The organism is Ornithinimicrobium ciconiae (assembly GCF_007197575.1).
Taxonomy (GTDB): domain Bacteria; phylum Actinomycetota; class Actinomycetes; order Actinomycetales; family Dermatophilaceae; genus Ornithinicoccus; species Ornithinicoccus ciconiae.
In genome coordinates, this window is sequence record NZ_CP041616.1 from 2,812,013 (window position 1) to 2,832,846 (window position 20,834).

20 protein-coding genes are annotated in these 20,834 nt (G+C 69.2%); 2 read left to right on the forward strand and 18 right to left on the reverse strand.

The genetic code is table 11. From position 1 onward, the window contains the following. Nucleotides 1-24: 24 nt before the first annotated feature. The 7 genes from ispG to FNH13_RS12955 form a co-directional block, all read right to left on the reverse strand. The gene (gene ispG, locus FNH13_RS12925; protein WP_143783794.1) at nucleotides 25-1,194 is read right to left on the reverse strand and encodes a flavodoxin-dependent (E)-4-hydroxy-3-methylbut-2-enyl-diphosphate synthase; all 1,170 of its coding nucleotides are present in this window, start codon (nucleotides 1,192-1,194) and stop codon (nucleotides 25-27) included. Nucleotides 1,195-1,229: 35 nt separating this feature from the next. Further along, entirely contained in the window at nucleotides 1,230-2,555 is a 1,326-nt protein-coding gene (locus tag FNH13_RS12930; RefSeq protein ID WP_143783795.1) for a M50 family metallopeptidase, read from the reverse strand. Continuing rightward, nucleotides 2,552-3,832, reverse strand: a complete 1,281-nt coding sequence (dxr, locus tag FNH13_RS12935) for a 1-deoxy-D-xylulose-5-phosphate reductoisomerase (protein WP_228266392.1) — start codon at nucleotides 3,830-3,832, stop codon at nucleotides 2,552-2,554. The genes FNH13_RS12930 and dxr overlap by 4 nt, the downstream gene beginning before the upstream one ends. Nucleotides 3,833-3,929: 97 nt before the next feature. After that, a complete protein-coding gene (locus FNH13_RS12940; RefSeq protein WP_143783797.1) occupies nucleotides 3,930-4,745 on the reverse strand; it encodes a hypothetical protein in 816 nt (271 codons plus the stop codon). Continuing rightward, nucleotides 4,745-6,016: a hypothetical protein gene (locus FNH13_RS12945; RefSeq protein WP_143783798.1), complete on the reverse strand. Its 1,272-nt coding sequence runs from the start codon at nucleotides 6,014-6,016 to the stop codon at nucleotides 4,745-4,747. Before FNH13_RS12945 ends, FNH13_RS12940 begins: the two co-directional genes overlap by 1 nt. Then, a complete protein-coding gene (locus FNH13_RS12950; RefSeq protein ID WP_143783799.1) occupies nucleotides 6,013-6,318 on the reverse strand; it encodes a hypothetical protein in 306 nt (101 codons plus the stop codon). Before FNH13_RS12950 ends, FNH13_RS12945 begins: the two co-directional genes overlap by 4 nt. A 210-nt stretch (nucleotides 6,319-6,528) precedes the next feature. Further along, nucleotides 6,529-7,623, reverse strand: coding sequence for an ATP-grasp fold amidoligase family protein (locus tag FNH13_RS12955; protein ID WP_143783800.1), 1,095 nt, complete (start codon nucleotides 7,621-7,623; stop codon nucleotides 6,529-6,531). Between the two features lie 94 nt (nucleotides 7,624-7,717). Between FNH13_RS12955 and FNH13_RS12960 the strand changes: the two genes are divergently transcribed. Next, nucleotides 7,718-8,881: an LOG family protein gene (locus tag FNH13_RS12960; RefSeq protein ID WP_143783801.1), complete on the forward strand. Its 1,164-nt coding sequence runs from the start codon at nucleotides 7,718-7,720 to the stop codon at nucleotides 8,879-8,881. Between the two features lie 54 nt (nucleotides 8,882-8,935). On the opposite strand, the gene rlmN is transcribed toward FNH13_RS12960, so the two are convergent. From rlmN to rpsB, 9 genes are all read right to left on the reverse strand, one after another. Then, nucleotides 8,936-10,102 carry a 23S rRNA (adenine(2503)-C(2))-methyltransferase RlmN gene (gene rlmN / locus FNH13_RS12965; RefSeq protein ID WP_143783802.1) on the reverse strand — a complete coding sequence of 389 codons (1,167 nt, stop codon included), beginning with the start codon at nucleotides 10,100-10,102 and terminating at the stop codon, nucleotides 8,936-8,938. Between the two features lie 74 nt (nucleotides 10,103-10,176). Continuing rightward, the gene (locus FNH13_RS12970) at nucleotides 10,177-11,532 is read right to left on the reverse strand and encodes an MFS transporter (protein ID WP_143783803.1); all 1,356 of its coding nucleotides are present in this window, start codon (nucleotides 11,530-11,532) and stop codon (nucleotides 10,177-10,179) included. Nucleotides 11,533-11,549: 17 nt separating this feature from the next. Further along, a complete protein-coding gene (locus FNH13_RS12975; protein WP_143783804.1) occupies nucleotides 11,550-12,428 on the reverse strand; it encodes a phosphatidate cytidylyltransferase in 879 nt (292 codons plus the stop codon). Nucleotides 12,429-12,456: 28 nt separating this feature from the next. Next, entirely contained in the window at nucleotides 12,457-13,023 is a 567-nt protein-coding gene (gene frr, locus FNH13_RS12980) for a ribosome recycling factor (RefSeq protein WP_143783805.1), read from the reverse strand. A gap of 146 nt (nucleotides 13,024-13,169) precedes the next feature. After that, entirely contained in the window at nucleotides 13,170-13,907 is a 738-nt protein-coding gene (pyrH, locus tag FNH13_RS12985) for a UMP kinase (protein WP_143785127.1), read from the reverse strand. Between the two features lie 154 nt (nucleotides 13,908-14,061). Continuing rightward, a complete protein-coding gene (locus tag FNH13_RS12990; protein WP_143783806.1) occupies nucleotides 14,062-14,796 on the reverse strand; it encodes a CPBP family glutamic-type intramembrane protease in 735 nt (244 codons plus the stop codon). Continuing rightward, entirely contained in the window at nucleotides 14,789-14,923 is a 135-nt protein-coding gene (locus FNH13_RS19755; protein ID WP_267873001.1) for a hypothetical protein, read from the reverse strand. Before FNH13_RS19755 ends, FNH13_RS12990 begins: the two co-directional genes overlap by 8 nt. Then, a complete protein-coding gene (gene tsf, locus FNH13_RS12995) occupies nucleotides 14,916-15,743 on the reverse strand; it encodes a translation elongation factor Ts (RefSeq protein WP_143783807.1) in 828 nt (275 codons plus the stop codon). The genes FNH13_RS19755 and tsf overlap by 8 nt, the downstream gene beginning before the upstream one ends. Before the next feature lie 59 nt (nucleotides 15,744-15,802). Then, nucleotides 15,803-16,750, reverse strand: a complete 948-nt coding sequence (gene rpsB / locus FNH13_RS13000) for a 30S ribosomal protein S2 (protein ID WP_143783808.1) — start codon at nucleotides 16,748-16,750, stop codon at nucleotides 15,803-15,805. Nucleotides 16,751-16,978: 228 nt separating this feature from the next. Here rpsB and FNH13_RS13005 point away from each other — a divergent pair, with 228 nt between their 5' ends. Next, nucleotides 16,979-18,142: a pyridoxal phosphate-dependent aminotransferase gene (locus FNH13_RS13005; protein ID WP_143783809.1), complete on the forward strand. Its 1,164-nt coding sequence runs from the start codon at nucleotides 16,979-16,981 to the stop codon at nucleotides 18,140-18,142. Between the two features lie 73 nt (nucleotides 18,143-18,215). Here FNH13_RS13005 and FNH13_RS13010 read toward each other — a convergent pair whose 3' ends face one another. Beyond that, nucleotides 18,216-18,512, reverse strand: coding sequence for a YbdD/YjiX family protein (locus FNH13_RS13010; protein WP_228266393.1), 297 nt, complete (start codon nucleotides 18,510-18,512; stop codon nucleotides 18,216-18,218). Between the two features lie 11 nt (nucleotides 18,513-18,523). After that, the gene (locus FNH13_RS13015; RefSeq protein ID WP_143783811.1) at nucleotides 18,524-20,764 is read right to left on the reverse strand and encodes a carbon starvation CstA family protein; all 2,241 of its coding nucleotides are present in this window, start codon (nucleotides 20,762-20,764) and stop codon (nucleotides 18,524-18,526) included. Nucleotides 20,765-20,834: the final 70 nt, after the last annotated feature.

The following is a 20,834-nucleotide window of genomic DNA, read 5'->3' on the forward strand; positions in this document are numbered from 1 at the left end:
ATGCCGTGTGCTCGGGTGGGCAGGTCAGCCGACGGTGACCGAGGGGGATCCGGTTGATCCCTCGACAGGTTCGCCCATCTCCTCGGCGATGCGCATGGCCTCCTCGATCAGGGTCTCCACGATCTGGCTCTCGGGCACGGTCTTGATGACCTCGCCCTTGACGAAGATCTGGCCCTTGCCATTGCCGGAGGCGACGCCGAGATCGGCCTCGCGGGCCTCGCCGGGTCCGTTGACGACGCAGCCCATGACGGCCACGCGCAGCGGCACCTCCAGACCCTCGAGACCGGCGGTGACCTCGTCGGCCAGCGTGTAGACGTCGACCTGGGCACGACCGCAGGAGGGGCAGGAGACGATCTCCAACTTGCGGGGCCGCAGGTTGAGGCTCTGCAGGATCTGGTTGCCGACCTTGACCTCCTCGACGGGAGGCGCTGAGAGGGAGACGCGGATCGTGTCGCCGATGCCCTGGGACAGCAGTGCCCCGAAGGCCGTCGCGGACTTGATGGTGCCCTGGAAAGCCGGTCCGGCCTCCGTCACCCCGAGGTGCAGCGGCCAGTCGCCACGCTCGGAGAGCAGTTCATAGGCGCGCACCATGACCACCGGGTCGTTGTGCTTGACGGAGATCTTGAAGTCGTGGAAGTCGTGCTCCTCAAACAGGGAGGCCTCCCAGACGGCCGACTCCACCAGCGCCTCCGGAGTCGCCTTGCCGTACTTCTCCATCACCCGCTTGTCCAACGAGCCGGCGTTGACGCCGATGCGGATCGAGACGCCCGCGTCCTTGGCGGCGCGCGCGATCTCCTTGACCTGGTCGTCGAACTTGCGGATGTTGCCAGGGTTGACCCGCACCGCAGCGCAGCCGGCGTCGATCGCGGCGAAGACATACTTCGGCTGGAAGTGGATGTCGGCGATGACCGGGATCTGCGACTTCCTGGCGATGGCGGGCAACGCCTCCGCGTCGTCCTGGCTGGGGCAGGCGACCCGCACGATGTCACACCCGGTGGCGGTCAACTCCGCGATCTGCTGCAGCGTCGCGTTGATGTCCGTGGTGGGGGTGGTGGTCATGGACTGCACCGAGATGGGTGCGTCCCCGCCGACCTCGACCTTGCCGACCCTGATCTTGCGGGTCGTGCGCCGGGGGGCGAGAACCGGGGGCGGGGCGGCGGGCATGCCGAGGGAGATGGGGGTGCCAGCAGTCATGGATTCAGTATCTCCTTGATCGTCCGGGGGACGGGTCATCCGGCGAGCCGGATGGGGTTGACGAGGTCGGCATAGACCAGCAGCAGGGTCATGCCGATCAGGGCGATGGCCACGGTGTAGGCGACCGGGAGGGCCTTGGCGATGTCGACCGGCAACGGCTCCGGCAGTCCGCGCAGCCGGGCCCACGTCTTCTTCACACCCTCCCAGAGGGCGCCAGCGATGTGGCCGCCGTCCAGCGGCAGCAGGGGCACCATGTTGAAGACGAAGAGCGCGATGTTGAGGGAGGCCAGCAGCGACAAAAGCATGACCGCCTTGCCCTCGAACGACTCGGTCAGCGCCCCGAGCGAGCCGTCGGTCACCTCGCCGGCGACACGCCCCACGCCCACGACCGACATGGGCCCCTCGAGGTCGCGGTCCTGACCCCCGAAGGCGGCCTGATAGACACCGACCAGCTTCTCGGGGAGCTTGAGGAAGATCCGGGCGGTGTCGACGACCGCACCACCGACAAAGGCTGGAGCCTCGGCGATCGGCTGCGCGACATACTCGATGGAGCCGCTGGCCCCGAAGAAGCGACGCGGCTCCAGGACCGGCTCCCCCGCCGCATCCAGCTGGAGGGTGCCGTCCGCGTTGTAGACCGGCCGGTCGCGCTCGACCAGGGTCGCCTGGAGGTCCAGGGAGTCTCCCGCGCGGTCGACGGTGAAGACAGCCTGCTCGGGAGCGTTCTGGATCTGGTAGGTCGCCTCGCTCCAGGAGCCGACCGCCACGCCGTTGACGTGGGTGATGACATCGCCGACCTGCAGTCCCGCCGACACGGCCGGGGACGCGGGCTCACCCGTGCAGTCGGTCGCGGTCACCTCGGTGGGCGCACACTCGCTGACCGCTGAGATCTTGGCGGTGCTGGCCGGCAGACCGGCGATGACGAGGATGCCGGTGAGCAGCACCGCGGCGATGGCCAGGTTCATCAGCGGGCCACCGAACATCACGACGATGCGCTTCCAGACCGGCAACCTGTAGAACACCCGGTCCTCGTCGCCGGGACCGATCTCCTCCATGGACTCGGCCCGGGCCTGGTCCGCCATCTGGCTCCACCGACCGGTGGAGGAGGCCCGCAGTCGGCCCTGGTCCTGCGGCCGGGGAGGGAACATGCCGATCATCCGGACATATCCGCCCAGCGGGATGGCCTTGACGCCGTATTCGGTCTCCCCCCTGCGACGGGACCAGATCGTCGGGCCGAAGCCGACCATGTACTGGGTGACCTTGACACCAAACTTCTTGGCGGGCACCAGGTGCCCGATCTCGTGCAGCGCGATGGAGAGCGCGACACCGAACACCATGAGCAGCACCCCGAGCAGGTACATCATGCGTGGCTCTCCTCCTGGGGCGACATCCCGATCATCGTGCGTGCACGCTCGCGGGCCCACTGGTCCGCGGCCAACACGTCATCAACCGACAACACTGGGGAATCGTTCCCCTGCGCCCCCGATTCTACGCTCGCTGAGCGTGCGGAATGGTCTCCGGCGCCCGCGCCGACCGCAGGCCCCTCCCCCGCCTCGTGGGCCGCGACGACGCGGGCCACGGTGTCGACGATGTCGAGGAAGCCGATCGCACCGTCGTGGAAGGCGTCGACACAGATCTCGTTGGCGGCGTTGTAGACGGCCGGGTGCGTGCCTCCGGCGGTCCCCACCCGCCGGGCCAGCTGCACTGCGGGGAAGACGTCGTCGTCGAGCGGGTGGAACTCCCAGGTCATGGGCGTGCCCCAGTCGCACGGCTCGTCGACGTCGGCGAGCCGGTCGGGCCAGAACAGGCCCAGGGCGATCGGCACGAGCATGCGGGGCGGGCCGGCCTGCGCGATCGTGGAGCCGTCGTGGAACTCGACCATGGAGTGGATCTGCTGCTGGGGGTGGACGACGACATCGATCCGCTCAAAGGGTATGCCGAAGAGCAGGTGAGCCTCGATGACCTCCAGTCCCTTGTTCACCAGGGTGGCCGAGTTGGTGGTCACCACCCGACCCATGGCGAAGTTGGGGTGCTTGAGCGCCTGCCCCGGGGTGACGGCGGCCAGGTCCTCGCGGGGCCGGCCACGAAACGGTCCGCCGCTGGCGGTGAGCACCAGGCGCCGGACCTCCTCGGCACGGCCCGAGCGCAGAGACTGAGCGATCGCGCTGTGCTCGGAGTCGACCGGCACGATCTGTCCGGGGGCGGCCGCGGCCGTGACGACCGGCCCGCCCACGATCAACGACTCCTTGTTGGCCAGGGCGAGGGTGCTGCCCGCCGCCAGTGCGGCCAGGGTGGGACGCAGCCCGATGCTGCCCGTGATGCCGTTGAGCACCACGTCAGCGCCGTTGCCGGCGACCTGCACGACGCCCTCCTCCCCGACGAGGATGTCGGGGCGGCGTGCACCCGGAGCCGCCGACCCGATCAGCGCGCGGTGCAGGGGGTCCACGGCGTCCTCGCGCGCGACGGCGACCTGCTGGACCTGCAGCGCGAGCGCCTGCCGAGCGAGAGCTGACGGGTCGCTCCCGGCAGCGCTGATCGCCCGGACCGTGAACCGGTCGGGGTTGGCCAGGATGATCTGCTCGGCCTGGGTGCCGATCGATCCGGTGGAGCCCAGCAAGGTCACGGTGCGCGGTGCGGTCACCTCCCCATTGTGGCCCGGGATCACCGTGGTCGCGGACGCGCGGGTCTGCTGAGGCGCTGACCGTTGCTGATGAGCAGTGGCCTCACTCGGCCGTCTCCTACGAACCGCCGAGCGCGCTGCGCACCAGGTCAGCGATCGCGGCATCGGGATCCACTGGGTGATAGACGATCGAGTCGGCTGACCGGAAGCACCCGCCGGGCCCTAGCGCCAGCATCTGGCTCACCGGCTCCGGCCCACTCAGGACGGCTGCCTCGACGAGCACCGTGGGGTGCCCCAGGGACGTGAGCAGGTCGGCCACCGCTGTGTCCCCCGTGCTCGCCAGTCGGCGGGGCTTCCCCGTGCCCGGCACGGCCTCCGGCGGTCGGATGAAGTCCGAGACGGCATCGTCAAAACGATCGGGAAGCACGGTGAGCAGGCTGTGCATGCCGTCAGTGGTGACGTCCTCGATGACTGCGATCTGCGGGTGCAGGTGCAGATAGCGCGTCGCCGTCGTGGACTCCGTCTCGTCTGCTCGACCGGCAGGCACCTCCTCGACCCGTGGCCCCAGCACCCGCTGGAGGCCGAGGACCGCCGTGGCCAGCGCCCGCAGGGACAGGGTCAGGCCCAGCGGCTCGGCGGCTTCCCACCCGACACCGTCAGCCGACCCGGCTGCCTCTGCCCCAAGAATGCTCGTGGCACGCGGGAGCGGGCTGACGAGACCGCGGGCCATCAGGGCGCGCAGTGCGACGGTGCGCACCAGCTCGGCCCCCTCGGTGGTGTCGGGCAGCCGCAGGCGTGGCGGCACGACCCCCAGGTCGTCGTCGGTGAGCACCAGCAACTCCTCCTCGGTCAGAGTCAGGACCGGCAGCAGGGGCGGTGCCTCCGCAGCGGTCTGCCCGGCATCCGCGCCTCCCCTGCCTCGCTCGCCCGCCATCAGAACAGCCTGCCCAGCCGGGGCAGCAGCAGTCCCGCACCGACCACGCCCAGGCTCGGCAGCGGGATGGCCGGGAGTCGGGGACCGAGCTCAATCGGCACCCGCGGGACTCCGATGGGCCCGCCAATGCCGGGGAGCAGGCTGCGCAGCTCCTCCAGGCGCGGCAGCTCGTCGAGCAGGTCTCGCGGCCGCGGCACCAACGGAGCCATCGGACCCAGTGGGCCCAGGGGGAAGGCAGGTGACGGGCGCAGGACCGTGGTGGCGATCTTCACGATCTCGTGACGGCGCCGGTAGATCTGGGCGCCGACCTGAGCGAGGAGGATCCGGTGGTCGTGCAGGGCGAATCCGCCCTTGGCCAGGTAGTAGCCGCCCACGGTCACCGCACCGATCCCCGCGACGACCGGGTGCGGCATCACCATGGCGACGGCTCCGGGGATGGCCAGGGCCGCGGTGACCCGCAGGGTGAAGCCCTGCCATCCCTCATAACCGCCACCGTCGATGACGTCCGGGATGGCGCCGGAGATCACCACGACCGGCACGATGACGCGGGCCGGGGCCATCGTGAGGAGGGCTAGGACCGGGCGTTTCATCACCACCTTGAGCAGCCGGTCGAGGCGCGCCTCGATGACCGCCCGAGCGAAAGGGTCGAAGGCGCGGGCGAGCCGGACAGAGCTGAGCAGCACCCGCCCGCCCACGACGACCAGCCCGCCACCGCGCCACAGCGGAGCCAGACCCTCACCGGCCTGGACCAGGTCCGCGAGGTCGTCCACCCCCACCCCGAGCCAGGAGTCACGCAGCACCCTGTCCACCCACTGGCGTCCGCGCTCGAGCTGGTTCTCCGCCCAGGCGATCTCATCGCCGGAGCGCCGGATCATCACCTCCAGCACGGTGATCCGCTGCCGCAGCACCTCCAGCTCCACGGGATCGGTGACTGTGCTCAGCGACCGGATCAGCCGAGAGCGTTCGGCACCTGCCTCCTGCGCGTCCCGCTGCGCCGCCCGCACCACGCTCTGGGCGTGCGCGGCCTGGTCTGCCAGATCGGCGAGGGCGCTGGAGACCTCACTCACGGGCGCACACCGTGCGACCACAGCAGCGTGCATCCGGGCGGTTGCGGTCCGCTGTCCCAGTGCTGCGACCCCCTGCCAGCCGCTCGTGCTCTCCTGCGCCGCGCGCGTCAGCCGGGCAGCGACCTCCTCCAGCTCGGCCCGGCCCCGCACCAGCGTCTGCGCGGCCAACCGCAGATCATCGGGTCGGGTCGCGAGCGCGGTCATGGACGACCCACCGGGGTGAACCGACCACGTGCCTGCCGCTCCACCAGGTCATAGAGCTCAGCGGCCCGCTGGGTGGCGACGGACAGGGAGAGGCCTGCCTCGGCATACTGGGCCAGTCCCTGACTCCAGCGCTGGGAGACGACCGAACTGGTCCCGGCCAGAACTGCCGAGCCACCCGCGCTGCCGACCAGCACCAGCGCGCCGCTGATGCGCTGGGACGCGGCCCGCAGCTCCTCGACCGCCGTCCGGACGGTCGTTGCCGCGGTCTCCAGGGCCCACGGATCGATCTCAAACCTGCTCATCGCCCTCCCCCATCTCGCGGGCGTCCCTGCTGACGCCTCCCTGGGTTGTGCGGCACACGCTAGAGAAGCGGCGATCCGGCGCGCAGGAATTGTCCACAGGGTCCACGGCGATCCGCCCGTGCGACAGGAAGGGAGATGCCCGCGTAGCCCCGCAGGCAGGAAGGGAGGTGGCCCGCGCAGCCCCGCGGTCAGGACGAGGTCGCTCAGCCCTCAGGTATGCGGCAACGAGGAGGTGGCAGCCATTGGTGCCGTGACGTCTCGGTCGTGCGGACCGAAGGCCACGGCATAGGGCCGGCCCCGGGCGAACTCGAGGTTGAGACGGCCCTCCGCCTCGTCATACAGCCCGCCGAGCAGGCGGTCGTACTCCCGCGTGAAGCCTGCGGAGGACCCGGGAAGCGGTGTCAGCTCGCCGAGCATGATGCCCTCGGGCACCTGGTAGAGGTCGACCCGGACGAACGGGACCGGCATGGCGAGGGAGAGCACCCGTGCGGCCTCGACCATCTGCGCGAGGTCGCGGGGCACGGCGATGTCGGGGTCATGCCTGTGCACCTCCTGGAGCTGACCGAGATCCTGGCCTGCAGGGTCGAGGAAGCGATAGCTGAAGGAGCCCAGGTCGGCGTGCTTGGTCACGCGGCGCAGCATCGCGAAGACGACCTCGCCGTGGAAGGCATAGATCTTCACGTCATCCGGCAGGACCGCCCCGGTGCCCGGCAGGACCTCTTCGACGAAGTAGGGGCCGGCCAGACCCTTCGTCTTCTCGTAGTGCCGGACGATGCCCTCCGGATCGATCTCGTCGGCGGAGTCGATGAAGCGGAAGCCGTCACCGTGGCGACGCAGCGGCAGCACACCGTTGCCGCTGTAGCCACGGTTGCTCTTGACCACGAAGGTGTCCGGCAGCTCGGCCCACGGCACGTCCTCGATCCGCGGCCAGGAGCCAATCACCCGCGGCGTGGCAATGCCATAGCTGCGAGCCAGCTCGTAGTTGTGCAGCTTGGCCAGGAGCCGACGCCGGGGCATGTCCCGCTCGGGGTCCCGCGGAGCGGTGTAGCGCCCCACCCGGGCCTGCTCCATGATGCGCACGTGCCACGACGGGTGCACGGGTGAGTACTTGCCCTCGCGCTGCTGCCGGCGCACCTGGTCGCGCTCCTGCGTGACCTTCTCGAGCTGCGCTGCGAGAGTGCTCACCCGCTGCGTGCTCTCGTCCAGTTGGCGCTGCAGTGACTTCTCGCTCTGCCGCAGTTGAGTCAACCGCTCGTCCCGCCAGGCGATCGGCGGAAACTGACGAAGCCTGGCACGCAGTCCCATGCGTCCTCCATCCTGCCCGGGTGCCCCCGCCGGTCGGCAGCAGTCTGGCCCGATGGTATCCCCCGCGGGCTGCGGGCCCGGTTAGGGTCGGGACATGCATCGCGCCGAGCCACCGCACCGCGAGGTGCGCTACTCCCGGGCCCTCCGCACGCCGATGCCGGGCGTGATCCACGAGGTCTCCGACCTGCAGTCTCTCGACACGTTTCTGGAGGCGGGCGCGTCGCTGCGGGGGTCACGGCTGCAGGGGCTGGACCTCAGCGGCCACGAGGCTGCGCTGCTGGCTCGGGAGGACCTCAGCGGCGTGGTCGTGCTGGGCGGTGTGCTGACACCGGCCCTGGAGCACCACCTGCGCACCCACGGGGCGATCATCTTTCCCACCGACCCCAGCGCGCCCGTCCGGCCCTACCGTGGCTCGCTTTACACCGCCGCCGAGTTGTATGACGGACTGGCCCAGCACGGCTATGGGCGCACGACCGACGCGCGTGCCTACGCCTGGTTGCAGGACGCCGCCATCCGGCACGACGCCTATGTCACGGTGCTGCGGGCGATCCACGACGATGCGATAGCTGATGCCTTGGTGGACGTGGTCTCCGAGCGTCGGGTCGTCGGGGTGATGGGAGGCCACGCCCTGGCACGCGGGAGCGCCGGGTTCGCCGAGGCGGCGCACCTTGGTCATACCCTGGCGGAGGCCGGGTATGTCGTGGCAACAGGGGGCGGTCCTGGCGCCATGGAGGCGGCGAACCTCGGCGCGTGGTGCCGTGAGGAGGGACAGCTCGCGCCCGCGCTGGAGCGGCTCTCGGCCGTCCCGCACTTTGTCGAGGGAATCGGTCCGTGGGCGCAGGTCGCCCTGGACATCGTGGAGGATGCCACCGGTGGTCAGCCGCCGGCCGGGCCGCTGCGCAGCCTCGGCATCCCGACGTGGCACTACGGCCACGAGCCGCCCAACGTCTTCGGTGACCTGATCGCCAAATTCTTCAGCAATGCGCTGCGTGAGGACCTGCTGCTGCACCACAGCACCGCCGGGCTGGTCGTGCTGCCCGGCGCTGCCGGGACGGTCCAGGAGATCTTCCAGATGGCGACCCGGCAGTACTACGAGGTCGACGGCCGGGTGCCCTCGGTGGTGCTGGTCGGGCGGGAGCACTGGACCGCACACCTGCCAGTCCACCCGCTGCTGCAGGCACTGGGGCGCGATCGACCGATGGCTGCCCAGGTGCACCTGGTCGACACCGTCGAGGAGGCCGCTGCGCTCCTCGGCTGAGTCGCACGCCCGGTCAGGTCAGACGGTGGCGGCAAACTGGCCGCAGGCGCCCTCTCAGACGGTGGCAGCCAGCTGGCCGCAGGCGCCGTCGATCTCCGAGCCGCGCGTGTCGCGCACGGTGGTCGGGATGCCGTGGGCGCGTAGTCGCTCGACGAACTGCTGCTCCACACCCGGACGGGAGGCGGTCCACTTCGAGCCCGGCGTCGGGTTCAACGGGATCGGGTTGACGTGCACCCAGCCGCGACCGCGCGCGTTGAGCTTCTCCCCCAGCAGGTCGGCACGCCAGGCGTGATCGTTGATGTCCTTGATCAACGCATACTCGATGCTGACCCGGCGACCGGTCGTCTCGTAGTAGCGGTAGGCAGCATCCAGCGCTTCATCCACCTTCCACCGCGTGTTGATCGGCACCAGTTCGTCACGCAGCTCGTCGTCAGGGGCGTGCAGCGACAGGGCGAGGGTGACCGGGATGCCCTCCCGGCCCAGCTTGTCGATCGCCGGGACCAGCCCGACCGTCGACATCGTGATGCCGCGGGCAGACATGCCCAACCCCTCGGGCGAGGGGTCCACGAGGCGTCGGATCGCGTCCACGGCCTTGCGGTAGTTGGCCAGCGCCTCCCCCATCCCCATGAAGACCACGTTGCTGACCCGCAGGGCCTCCTCGGTGGACCCGGCACCGGCGTCGCCGCCGGCCAGGTCGCCGTGCCGCAGATAACGCGCAGCTGCCACGACCTGCTCGACGATCTCGGCGGTCGACAGGTTGCGGGTCAGGCCAGCCTGACCGGTCGCGCAGAACGGACAGTTCATGCCGCAGCCGGCCTGGCTCGAGATGCACATCGTGACCCGGCCCGGATAGCGCATGAGCACCGACTCGACCATCGCTCCGTCGTGCAGGCGGTGCACCTGCTTGACGGTGGCGCCGTCGTCGGTGGACAGGGTGCGGACCGGCGTGAACAGCTGGGGCAGGACGCCGGTGACCAACTCCTCCCGGCCCTCCTTGGGCAGGTCGGTCATCTGCTCCGGGTCGGTGATCAGCCGCTCAAAGTAGTGACGGGAGATCTGGTCGGCCCGGAAGGGTTTGTGTCCGAGCTCGGTCAGCCAGGCACGCCGCCCGGCCATGTCGAGGTCGGCGAGGTGCTGGAGCGCCTTGCCCCGTCGGGGGGCGCTGAAGGTCAGCGTCCCGGGGGCGGGGCGCGTGCTGGGGATCGGCAGTTCGGTGGTCATCGCCACCCAGTCTCCCAGCCCTGGGCCCGAAAGCCCACTTCCGTGGATGCGGCCCCGGTGTCGGAGCCACTCCCTCATCCTCGGCGGGACAGGGGCACCAGCGTCAGCGACAGCAGGGCGAGGATGCCGTAGACCACCATGGCGTAGCCGGCCCGGTCTGCCGGAGCGCCCATGATCCAGGCGAGGGCCGAGGCGGTCAGGGTCCCCGCCAGGGCGGTGGCGATCACCTCTGACATCACCAGCGCCTGGGCCGCCTGGTGGGTGTCGATCCCGTCGGGCACCTGTGGGGTGTCCAGACCGCGGTTGAGGGTGTCCACATAACACAGCCCCATCCCCACGCCGCTGACCGTCCATCCCAGGACGAGCAGCGGCCAGGCTCCCGGAAAACCTGGCAGGGTGGCCGTGCCCATGGTGGCGGCTCCCACCGCCAACAGCAGCGCTCCCCCGGTGACCCGTCGGACGTAGGCGCGCCTGCTCCGAGCCGGCCACCGGCCGCAGATCATCCCGAGCACGGCCCAGCCGACCCCACCGGCGCCCAGGAGCACGGCGAGCGAGCCGGCGTCGCGCCCCAGCAGGTCGTGGGCCGTGATGGCCACGATGGCGTGCGCCCCAAAGTAGGCGCCAGACAGGACCCCGATGATGAGAACCAGAGCACGACGTCCCTGCGTGCCAGTGGGCAGGATCCGTGCGGCCGCAGCCAGCACCGCGACCGCCCCTGCCACGGCCAGCAGGTTGCGCCCCCAGGAACTGCCGGCCAGGGACACCAGGGTGATGCCGGCGGCCAACACCGTCGCGGGCGCCAGGGCAAGCCGCTGCGGGCTCGTCTGCTCCGCCTGGTCCAGCTCACGAAGGCGCACGATCACCACGGCCCGCGCCACCAGGAAGAGCGGGAGGTACACGACCAGCGCCCACCGCCACCCGATCACGGCGCTGGCCCACCCGGCATACACCGGTCCCACCAGGGAGGCGACCAGCCAGACGAGGGCGTAGCCGGCCAGGGTCATCCGCCGCCAGTGCGGCGGCAGGGCTGTGGCCAGCGCGGAGAGGGAGACCGTCATCAGGGCACCGGCTGCCAGCGAAGCCAGGACCCGCCCCGCCAGGAAGACGGTGAAGGTTGGGGCGAGCGCACTCACCACGCCGCCGAGGACGACCACGGGGGTGAGCCAGGCCAGCATCCGCGCCGCCGGCCACCGGGACAGCAGGCCTGCGCCAAGTGGCATGGTCAGGAACATCGCAGCCTGGGTCGCGGCCATGAGGACGCCGTAGCCATCCTTGGCGTCCAGGTCGCTGGCCATCAACGGCGTGATGGTCGACGTCAGATAGGACTGGCAGGCCGCGACCAGCTCGACCAGCAGCAGCGCCACCGCAAGGATCGCGGCGGACCGGCGACGGACCTGGCTGCTCGCGCTTGTCGTCAGGCCAGGAGACATGCCGGAATGCTAGCAAACTATGCCACGGGAACGAACACCCCGAGGAGAAGCCAGGACAGCGGTGCGGTGACCAGGAGCGAGTCGAGGCGGTCCATGACCCCGCCGTGCCCGGGCAACAGGCTGCCCATGTCCTTGATGCCCAGGTCACGCTTGATGGTGGACTCGGACAGATCACCGATCGTGGCGAAGCAGGCCGCGACCAGTCCGAGCAGGAGGCCGGCCCACCAGTCACCGCCGAGGAGCAGCGGGACGCTGATCGCACCGGCCAGGACGCTGGCCAGGACCGAGCCGGCGAACCCCTCCCAGGATTTCTTGGGACTGATCGACGGGGCCATCGGATGCTTGCCCTTGAGCACGCCGAGCGTGTAGCCGCCGATGTCACTCATGACCGTCACCAGGGCAAAGACGATGATCCGCTGCCCGCCGTCGGGCTCGGCGATCATCAGCGCAGCGAACCCGGCCATCAGCGCCACATAGGTAACGATGAACACGCCGCCGGCGATGTCTCGGATCGCACCGGCAGGCTCTCCCACCGCGCGCCACAGCAGGATCGCCAGGCAGACCAGCCCATACCCGAGCATCAGCGCGGGCACGCCCCCCACATAGGCGATCGGGATGAGCGCGGCCCCGGCCACCACGGGCACCAGGGGCGGGTGCAGCCGCCCGGCGCGCAGCGCGGACACCATCTCGATCAGGGCGAGCAGGATCGCGACCGTGACCAGCACCACGAACGAGGGTGCCCACAGCAGCGCCGTGGCAATGACCAGCCCACCCAGGAACACTCCGACCCCGATCGCGGCCGGAAGGTTGCGACCGGCGCGTGATGACCGAGCCGGAGCCACGGGCTCAGCAGTGCGCTGCCGGGCTCGATACGCGCGCCGCGACAAGGCCTCCATGGCCCTCCTCCTCAGCTGTGTGGGTCGCTCAGACCTCCAGCAGTTCGGCTTCCTTGAGCTTGAGCACCTCGTCGACCTGATCCACGAACTTCTTGGTCAGCGCCTCGATCTCCTTCTCGGAGCGGGTGCCCTCATCCTCACCGATGTCGCCGTCCTTGACCGCCTTGGAGATCGTGTCCATGGTCGCGCGCCGCACGTTGCGCACCGACACCTTGGCGTCTTCGCCCTTGGTGCGCGCCAGCTTGATGTACTCCTTGCGGCGGTCCTCGGTCAATTGAGGCATCACGATGCGGATGGCGTGGCCATCGTTGCTCGGGTTCAGTCCGAGGTCGCTCTCGCGAAGCGCCTTCTCGATGCCGCTCATCGCGCCCTTGTCGAACGGCGTGATGAGCACGGTGCGTGCATCGTGCACCTGGAACGAAGCGAGCTGCTGCATCGGGGTCGCGGCGCCGTAGTAGTCGACCAGCAACTTGCTGAACATGGCCGGGTGCGCACGGCCGGTGCGGATCGAAGCCATGTCCTCGCGGGCGACCTCCAGGGCCTTGCCCATCTTGTCCTCGGCCTCCATGATGGCCATCTCGATCGCTTCGGACATCAGCTCTTGCTCCTTGTGTCGGTGCGCCCGGTGGCGCGGTGTGCGTCGGTCTGCTCGGCTGCGGTGCTTATCGAACTGCGGTGCTATCGAACTGCGGTGCTCATCGAACTGCGCTGCCTATCGAATTGCGGTGGTCACCGTCGGACTCACCCGGCCGTGACTAGTGTGCCGATCTTCTCACCACGCAGGGCGCGAGTGATGCTGTCCTCGCCGCCCATGCCGAAGACCAGCATGTCCAGGCCATTCTCCATGCACAGGCTGAACGCGGCAGCGTCCACGACCTTCAGGTTGCTCGTCAGGGCATCAGAGTAGGTGAGCGTCTCCAGTTTGACCGCGTCGGGGTGGGTGCGCGGGTCAGCGGTGTAGACACCATCCACGCCGTGCTTGCTCATGAGCACCACATCACAGTGGATCTCCAGGGCGCGCTGCGCCGAGACGGTGTCGGTGGAGAAGTAGGGCATGCCCGCCCCCGCTCCGAAGATGACGACCCGCCCCTTCTCCATGTGTCGGATCGCCCGGCGCGGGATGTAGGGCTCGGCGACCTGCCCCATGGTGATCGCTGTCTGGACGCGGGTGGGCACACCCTCCTTCTCCAGGTAGTCCTGCAGCGCCAGGCAGTTCATCACGGTGCCGAGCATGCCCATGTAGTCCGCCCGGGCACGGTCCATCCCGCGCTGCTGCAGCTGGGCACCGCGGAAGAAGTTGCCACCGCCCATCACCACTGCGATCTGCACGCCCTCGCGCGCAGCCCGGGCGATCTGCCGGGCAATGCCACGCACGACGTCCGGGTCGAGCCCGACACTGCCACCACCGAAGGCCTCGCCAGAGAGCTTCAACAGCACTCGGCGCCCGGGCTCGGCCCCCTCTGGCGCGTCGTCGCCCAACGGGTCAGGAGCGGTGGCGGCGAACACTTCGTGGGTGGTGGATAGGCGCTCGGACACGAAGCCTCCTGATGTGCTGCTGCGGTGAGGGGTCGCTCGATACTGCCACACCGGAGCCGGTGGGCCCCACTTCGGCAAGTGGGGGCCGAAGGGGTGCTCAGAAGGCCAGGCGCCAAGCCAGGGAGCCGAAGAGCACGCCCAGGCCGTTGGTGGCCCAGTGCATCCCGACGCTGGCGAGCAGGCTGCCGCTGCGGCGCCGCAACTCGCCCGCCACCAGCCCACCCACCGCCGTGAACAGCACCGTGCCGACGATCAGAGCAAGCGTGGCATAACCGCCGAGGGCCCCGAAGACCGATCCGATCGCCGCATTGCCATCCGCTGAAGCCGTGGCCGGGATCACGTGCCACAACCCGAACAGCAGCGAGGACCCCAGCAGCACCTGCCACATCCGGGCGTGCCGGGCCAGCATGCCCCACAGCACCGAACGGAAGGCGACCTCCTCGAGCAGGACCGTCCCCAACGGGATCAGCACGAAGGCGGTGAACAGGATGCTTGCTGGTGGCAAGTGGTAGCGCACATCGAGGAAGGCCGTGCGGGTGACCGGCAGCAGGACCCCCACCAGATAGACCGCGGCGACGGCCCCGATGAACATCCCGCCCCAGCGCAACCCTGCGGCGTGGGTGCTCCTGGCCAGACCCAGCTGATGCCAAGTCAGTCCGGAGGCTCGAGCGAAGACGATGAGACCCACCGCCCCCACCGGTCCGAGCCACAAGGAGTTCCAGCCGAGGAGGTGGTTGCCGAGGTTCAGACCCAGCAGGCTGAGCACCACCGTGATCGTGGCAGCCGGAGCAAACCGCTGGCGGGCAGCAGGCACGGCGCTCACATCACTCATCAGGGTGCAGACTACGCGCACCGGCCTGCCGGAGCGGCACCACGAGCAGGTATGCCGTGAGGCCGGGTCCCCAGAACGGGAACCCGGCCTCACGGCATACAGCACTCAGCGGGTGCGACTCAGACACCGACCTTGAAGCGCGCGAAGGAGGTGACCTCCCCGCCGCCCTCCTTGACGATCTGGGCGACCGACTTCTTGGGGTCCTTGGCGAACGCCTGGTCGAGCAGGACGTTCTCCTTGAAGTAGCCGTTGACGCGACCCTCGACGATCTTGGGCAGCGCCTGCTCGGGCTTGCCCTCCTCACGAGCGGTCTCCTCGGCGATCCGGCGCTCTGCAGCGACGGTCTCCTCGGCGACCTCGTCACGGGTCAGCACGGTCGGGCTGAACGCCGCGACGTGCATCGCGACGTCGCGACCCAGCTGGGCGTCGCCGCCCGTGGTGGCCACGAGGACACCGATCTGCGCGGGCAGGTCGGGGCTGGTCTTGTGCAGGTAGGACGCGACCTGGTCACCCTCGATACGCGCGACGCGACGGATCTCGATCTTCTCGCCGATGGTCGCGTTGGCGTCGTTGAGCACGTCCTGCACGGTCTGGCCGTCGAGCTCGCTGGCCAGCAGCGTCTCGGCGTCGGTCGCGCCGGTGGCGACGGCCTGGGCCAGCACCTTGTCGGCCAGCTCGCCGAACTTCTCGCCCTTGGCGACGAAGTCCGTCTCGCAGTTGATCTCGACGAGGGTGCCGGTGGTGCCGTCGACGTGCGCGACAACCATGCCGTTGGAGGCCGAGCGGCCCTCGCGCTTGGTGACGCCCTTCAGGCCCTTGACCCGAAGGATCTCGGTGGCCTTGGCAGTGTCGCCGTCGGACTCGTCGAGGGCCTTCTTGACGTCCATCATGCCGGCGCCAGTTGCCTCGCGCAGGGCCTTGATGTCAGCGGCGGTGTAGTTCGCCATGGATCGGGTTCGCTCCTTCTTGGTGGAACTTCGTGGATTGCGGTGCGTATGCCGTGGGCTCAGGCCTGGTCGGCCGGCGCGGCCTCTACCTCGGTCGCGGGGGCCTCAGCGGGAGCCTCGGTCGCGGGGGCCTCGGTGGCCTCAGCGGCAGGAGCCTCGGTCGCGGCGGCCTCGGTGGCGTCAGCGGCAGGAGCCTCGGTGGACTCAGCGGTAGCAGCCTCAGCAGCCGGGGTCTCCTCGGACCCGGCGAGGAGCTCGCGCTCCCACTCGGCCATCGGCTCTGCGGCGGGGGCGCCCTCCTCGGAGGAGCCACCACCGGCGCGGGACATGAGTCCGTCAGCAACCGCGTCAGCCATGACCCGGGTCAGCAGCGCGACCGAGCGGATGGCGTCGTCGTTGCCGGGCACCTTGTAGTCGACCTCGTCCGGGTCGCAGTTGGTGTCCAGGATCGCGATGACCGGCACGCCGAGCTTGCGGGCCTCGGTGACGGCCAGGTGCTCCTTCTTGGTGTCGACGACCCAGATGGCCGAGGGGACCTTGCCCATGTCGCGGATGCCGCCCAGGGTGCGGTCGAGCTTCTGGTGCTCGCGGCGCATCATGAGGAGTTCCTTCTTGGTGTGCCCGGATCCGGCCACAGCGTCGAAGTCGATCTCCTCGAGCTCCTTGAGGCGGCTCAGCCGCTTGGAGACGGTCTGGAAGTTGGTGAGCATGCCGCCCAGCCAGCGGTGGTTCACGTAGGGCATGCCCACGCGGGTGGCCTGCTCGGCGATGGCCTCCTGGGCCTGCTTCTTGGTGCCGACGAACAGGATGGTGCCGCCGTGGGCAACCGTCTGCTTGACGAAGTCGTAGGCCTCGTTGAGGTAGGTCAGCGACTGCTGCAGGTCAATGATGTAGATGCCATTGCGCTCGGTCATGATGAAGCGCTTCATCTTGGGGTTCCAACGACGGGTCTGGTGCCCGAAGTGAACGCCGCTCTCGAGGAGCTGGCGCATGGTGACGACGGCCATGCCGAGGTCTCGCTTTCTGGTAGGGGTGCAGTTGTCTCCTGGCACGGGCGACGACCTCCACCCGACCCCAACTTCGGGGGCGGGACCGCGGAGGCGCGTCCCGGCATACCTGGTCCGCGACCGAGAGGTCGCGGTGACATGCCGGTGAGCTCGTGCGCGAATTCGTCCGGCGCACCCATCTGCGGGCACACCACACGTGGGGCTCATCTTACGGCTACCGTGCAGGACATGCGAAATCCACTCGTCACGCGGATGACCGGCTTCGGCACCACGATCTTCGCCGAGATGACCCAGGCGGCCCTGCGCTATGACGCCGTGAACCTCGGGCAGGGCTTCCCGGACACGGACGGACCGGGCGAGTTGCTGCAGATCGCCCAGGAGTCGATCGCGTCCGGGCTCAACCAGTACTCCCCCGGGATCGGTATGCCGGTGCTGCGTGAGGCCATCGCCGCGCACCAGGGACGGTTCTACGACCTGACGGTTGATCCCGAGACCGAGGTGCTGGTCACCGTCGGCGCGACCGAGGCCATCGCGGCCGCCATCCTCGCCCTCGTCGAGCCCGGAGAGGAGGTCGTCACCTTCGAGCCGTTCTATGACTCGTATGCCGCCTCGATCGCCCTGGCCGGTGGGGTGCGCCGGACCGTGCCCCTGCGCTTTCCTGACCTCGCCGTCGACGAGGCCGCGCTGCGTGCCGCTTTCGGTCCGAAGACCCGGGCGGTGCTGCTCAATACGCCGCACAACCCGACGGGCAAGGTGTTCACCCGCGCCGAGCTCGAGCTGGTGGCCGCCCTGGCCCGGGAGCACGACGTGGTGGTGATCTCCGACGAGGTCTATGAGCACCTGACCTTTGACGGACTCACCCACATCCCGATCGCGACGCTGCCGGGCATGGCGGAGCGGACCCTGACGATCAGCTCGGGCGGGAAGACCTTCTCACTGACCGGTTGGAAGGTCGGTTGGGTGCACGGGCCGGCAGAACTGGTCGACGCGGTCCGGGCCGTGAAACAGTTCCTCACCTTTGTCGGCTCGGGTCCGTTCCAGCCGGCGATCGCCCACGGGCTCGGGATGCCCAGGGAGTTCTTCACGGGGTTCGCTGCCGAGCTGCAGGGCAAGCGAGACATCCTGGTGGAGGCCCTGACCGGCGTGGGGCTACCCGTGATGCCCTGCCAGGGCACCTATTTCGTGATCGCTGACACGGCGCCGCTCGGCGTCACCGATGCGGTCGACTTCTGCCGGCGGATGCCGCAGGAGGTCGGTGTCGTCGGGGTGCCGGTGTCGGCCTTCTGCGACGACACCGAGCCGGTCCGCACCCTGGTCCGGTTTGCATTCTGCAAGCGCGAAGAGGTGCTGCGCGAGGGCGCGGCACGGCTGTCCCGCCTGCACACGCCCTGACGGGAGCCGGACCTGACACCGGCGGTGGTCGGTCCCGGTCTGGGACAGACCACCGCCAGTGATCAGATCGGGCCTAGCAGCATCGCCCCTGAGGATTGCGTTCCTGCCAGTCAGTCCGCGAGCGCCAGTAGTCACGCTCGGACAGGGCGGGGGCGGCACACCCGGAGCGCTCGTGGTGTGCGAGGTAGGCCTGGTAGGCGTTCTCGCCCAGCACGCCCTTCACCAGCCAGCGGGCACGGGCCCACCAGCTGTCGCCGGACGGTCCGACCGAGAGCCTCGCCGAGCGGCGCGGTGTTGCTGTCTCGAGCGGCGCCGGTGCCTGACCGTCTCCGGCTGCCTGGACCTTGCTCTCCACGGCGGGACTGGGCACCGACGGGGACATTAGTGGTGCCCCCGCACGCGCTCGACCGGGTGCTCCGAGAGGAAGGTGGCCCACTGTGCCTCCAGATCCTTCTCCGCCTCGGTGGCCAGGAAGCCGGCCGGGGCGTAGATCCTGGACTGGGTGAACTCATCCTCGGTGGTGGGGGCACCTCCACTGCGGACGGACTTGACGGTGGCGATGAGCGCCGCCGCGATGACGATGAGTGTCAGCACGACGAACACGATTGACAGCGTGCCCTGGATGAAGGTGTTGCGGACCACCGCCTCCATGGCCTCGACGGATCCGGCGGTGCCAAAGCTGGTCTCGCCTCGGTCCAGCGCGTCCTTGAAAGCCTGGTGCTGGGCCCAGTAGCCCACCGCGGGCACAGAGCTGAAGATCTTGTGCAGCGAGGCCACGGTGGTCACCACGGTGGCGAAGGCCAGCGGCAGGGCGATGATCCACAGTGCCTTGCGGTTCTGCCGGGCCGCGATGGCGAGACAGATCGACAGTGCCAGTGCAGCGAGCAACTGGTTGGCGATGCCAAACAACGGGAACAACGTATTGATCCCTCCGAGGGGATCTGTCACTCCCATGATGAGGATCGCTCCCCACCCGGCCACCATCACCGCTGTGCAGACCCAGGCTCCGGTGCGCCATGAGGTGTCCTTGAAGCGGGGCCAGAAGTTGCCGAGGCTGTCCTGCAGCATGAACCGCGCCACCCGGGTGCCGGCGTCGACTGCGGTGAGGATGAACAGCGCTTCAAACATGATTGCGAAGTGATACCAAAAGCTCATCATGCTGGTGCCGCCGATGAGCTGCTGCATGATGTGCGACAGCCCCAGGGCCAGCGTCGGAGCACCGCCCGTGCGCGAGACGATGCTCTCCTCGCCCACGTTGGCCGCTGCGGTCTCCAACATCTCGGCGGTCAGGTTCACGCCGGTGAGCCCGAGGCCGTTGACATAGGCGACGGCGCCCTCGACCGTGCCCTGCGTGGCAGCGGCCGAGACGTTCATCGCGAAGTAGATGCCGCGGTCGATCGAGATCGCCGCGACGAGCGCCATGATCGCCACGAAGGACTCCATGAGCATGCCGCCGTAGCCGATGAACTTGGTCTGGCGCTCCTTCTCGATCAGTTTCGGCGTGGTGCCCGAGGCGATCAGCGCGTGGAAACCTGAGAGTGCACCACAGGCGATGGTCACGAACAGGAACGGGAACAACGGCCCGGCGACCACGGGCGCATCGGAGCGACCGGCGAACTCACTGAGCGCGGGCACGGTGATCTCGGGGCGCACCAGGATGATGGCGACGGCGAGCATCACGATGGTGCCGACCTTCATGAAGGTCGACAGGTAGTCGCGCGGCGCGAGCAACAGCCACACCGGTAGTACCGCGGCGATGAAACCGTAGATGATGATGCCCCACGAGATGGTGGTGCGGTCCAGGGTGAACCAGTCGACACCCCAGCTGGTGTCGGCCACCCATCCGCCGGCGACGATGACCAGGATGAGCAGCACAAACCCGATGATCGAGACCTCAGAGACCTTGCCCGGACGCAGGTAGCGCAGGTAGACGCCCATGAACAGGGCGATCGGGATCGTCATACCGACAGAGAAGACACCCCAGGGGCTCTCGCCGAGGGCGTTGACGACCACCAGGGCCAGGATGGCCACGATGATGATCATGATCATGAGCGTTGCCAGCAGGGCAGCGGTGCCGCCGACCCGGCCGAGCTCGTCGCGGGCCATCTGGCCCAGGGAGCGACCACCACGTCGCATCGAGAAGAACAGGACGAGGTAGTCCTGCACGGCCCCCGCGAGCACGACACCGAGGATGATCCAGATGGTGCCGGGCAGATATCCGAGCTGCGCAGCCAGCACGGGGCCGACGAGCGGACCTGCACCGGCGATCGCCGCGAAGTGGTGCCCGTAGAGCACCCGGCGGTCGGTGGGCATGTAGTCCTGCCCGTTCTCCTTGTACTCCGCCGGTGTGGCCCGGTTGTCGTCGGGTTGGGTGATCTTCTTCTCGATGTAGGTCGCGTAGAACCGATAGGCGATCAGGTAGGTACAGACCGCCGCGAAGACGAACCAGATCGCGTTGATGGTCTCGCCGCGCACCACCGCGAGCATGACCCAGGCAACGCCTCCCAGGACGGCGATCGCGGCCCAGACCGCGATGCGCATCGGAGTCCAGCGCCGCTGTTCGGCCTCCACCTGCTCGTCGGTGAGGCTGACGGGGGGCATTTCCGTCGAGTCCACACTCATGTGCTACTCCTTGCCGACTCGAGCCCACCACGGTGGGCAGTTGCTGGGCGCGGCACCCGCGCCCGCGCGT

What these genes read in the sequence shown, in the direction of transcription:
- ispG (WP_143783794.1), bottom strand. Translation starts at nt 1,194, where the DNA reads ATGACTGCTGGCACCCCCATCTCCCTCGGCATGCCCGCCGCCCCGCCC.
- FNH13_RS12930 (WP_143783795.1), bottom strand. Translation starts at nt 2,555, where the DNA reads ATGATGTACCTGCTCGGGGTGCTGCTCATGGTGTTCGGTGTCGCGCTC.
- FNH13_RS12940 (WP_143783797.1), bottom strand. Translation starts at nt 4,745, where the DNA reads ATGGCGGGCGAGCGAGGCAGGGGAGGCGCGGATGCCGGGCAGACCGCT.
- FNH13_RS12945 (WP_143783798.1), bottom strand. Translation starts at nt 6,016, where the DNA reads ATGACCGCGCTCGCGACCCGACCCGATGATCTGCGGTTGGCCGCGCAG.
- FNH13_RS12950 (WP_143783799.1), bottom strand. Translation starts at nt 6,318, where the DNA reads ATGAGCAGGTTTGAGATCGATCCGTGGGCCCTGGAGACCGCGGCAACG.
- FNH13_RS12955 (WP_143783800.1), bottom strand. Translation starts at nt 7,623, where the DNA reads ATGGGACTGCGTGCCAGGCTTCGTCAGTTTCCGCCGATCGCCTGGCGG.
- FNH13_RS12960 (WP_143783801.1), top strand. Translation starts at nt 7,718, where the DNA reads ATGCATCGCGCCGAGCCACCGCACCGCGAGGTGCGCTACTCCCGGGCC.
- rlmN (WP_143783802.1), bottom strand. Translation starts at nt 10,102, where the DNA reads ATGACCACCGAACTGCCGATCCCCAGCACGCGCCCCGCCCCCGGGACG.
- FNH13_RS12970 (WP_143783803.1), bottom strand. Translation starts at nt 11,532, where the DNA reads ATGTCTCCTGGCCTGACGACAAGCGCGAGCAGCCAGGTCCGTCGCCGG.
- FNH13_RS12975 (WP_143783804.1), bottom strand. Translation starts at nt 12,428, where the DNA reads ATGGAGGCCTTGTCGCGGCGCGCGTATCGAGCCCGGCAGCGCACTGCT.
- frr (WP_143783805.1), bottom strand. Translation starts at nt 13,023, where the DNA reads ATGTCCGAAGCGATCGAGATGGCCATCATGGAGGCCGAGGACAAGATG.
- FNH13_RS12990 (WP_143783806.1), bottom strand. Translation starts at nt 14,796, where the DNA reads ATGAGTGATGTGAGCGCCGTGCCTGCTGCCCGCCAGCGGTTTGCTCCG.
- tsf (WP_143783807.1), bottom strand. Translation starts at nt 15,743, where the DNA reads ATGGCGAACTACACCGCCGCTGACATCAAGGCCCTGCGCGAGGCAACT.
- rpsB (WP_143783808.1), bottom strand. Translation starts at nt 16,750, where the DNA reads ATGGCCGTCGTCACCATGCGCCAGCTCCTCGAGAGCGGCGTTCACTTC.
- FNH13_RS13005 (WP_143783809.1), top strand. Translation starts at nt 16,979, where the DNA reads ATGCGAAATCCACTCGTCACGCGGATGACCGGCTTCGGCACCACGATC.
- FNH13_RS13015 (WP_143783811.1), bottom strand. Translation starts at nt 20,764, where the DNA reads ATGAGTGTGGACTCGACGGAAATGCCCCCCGTCAGCCTCACCGACGAG.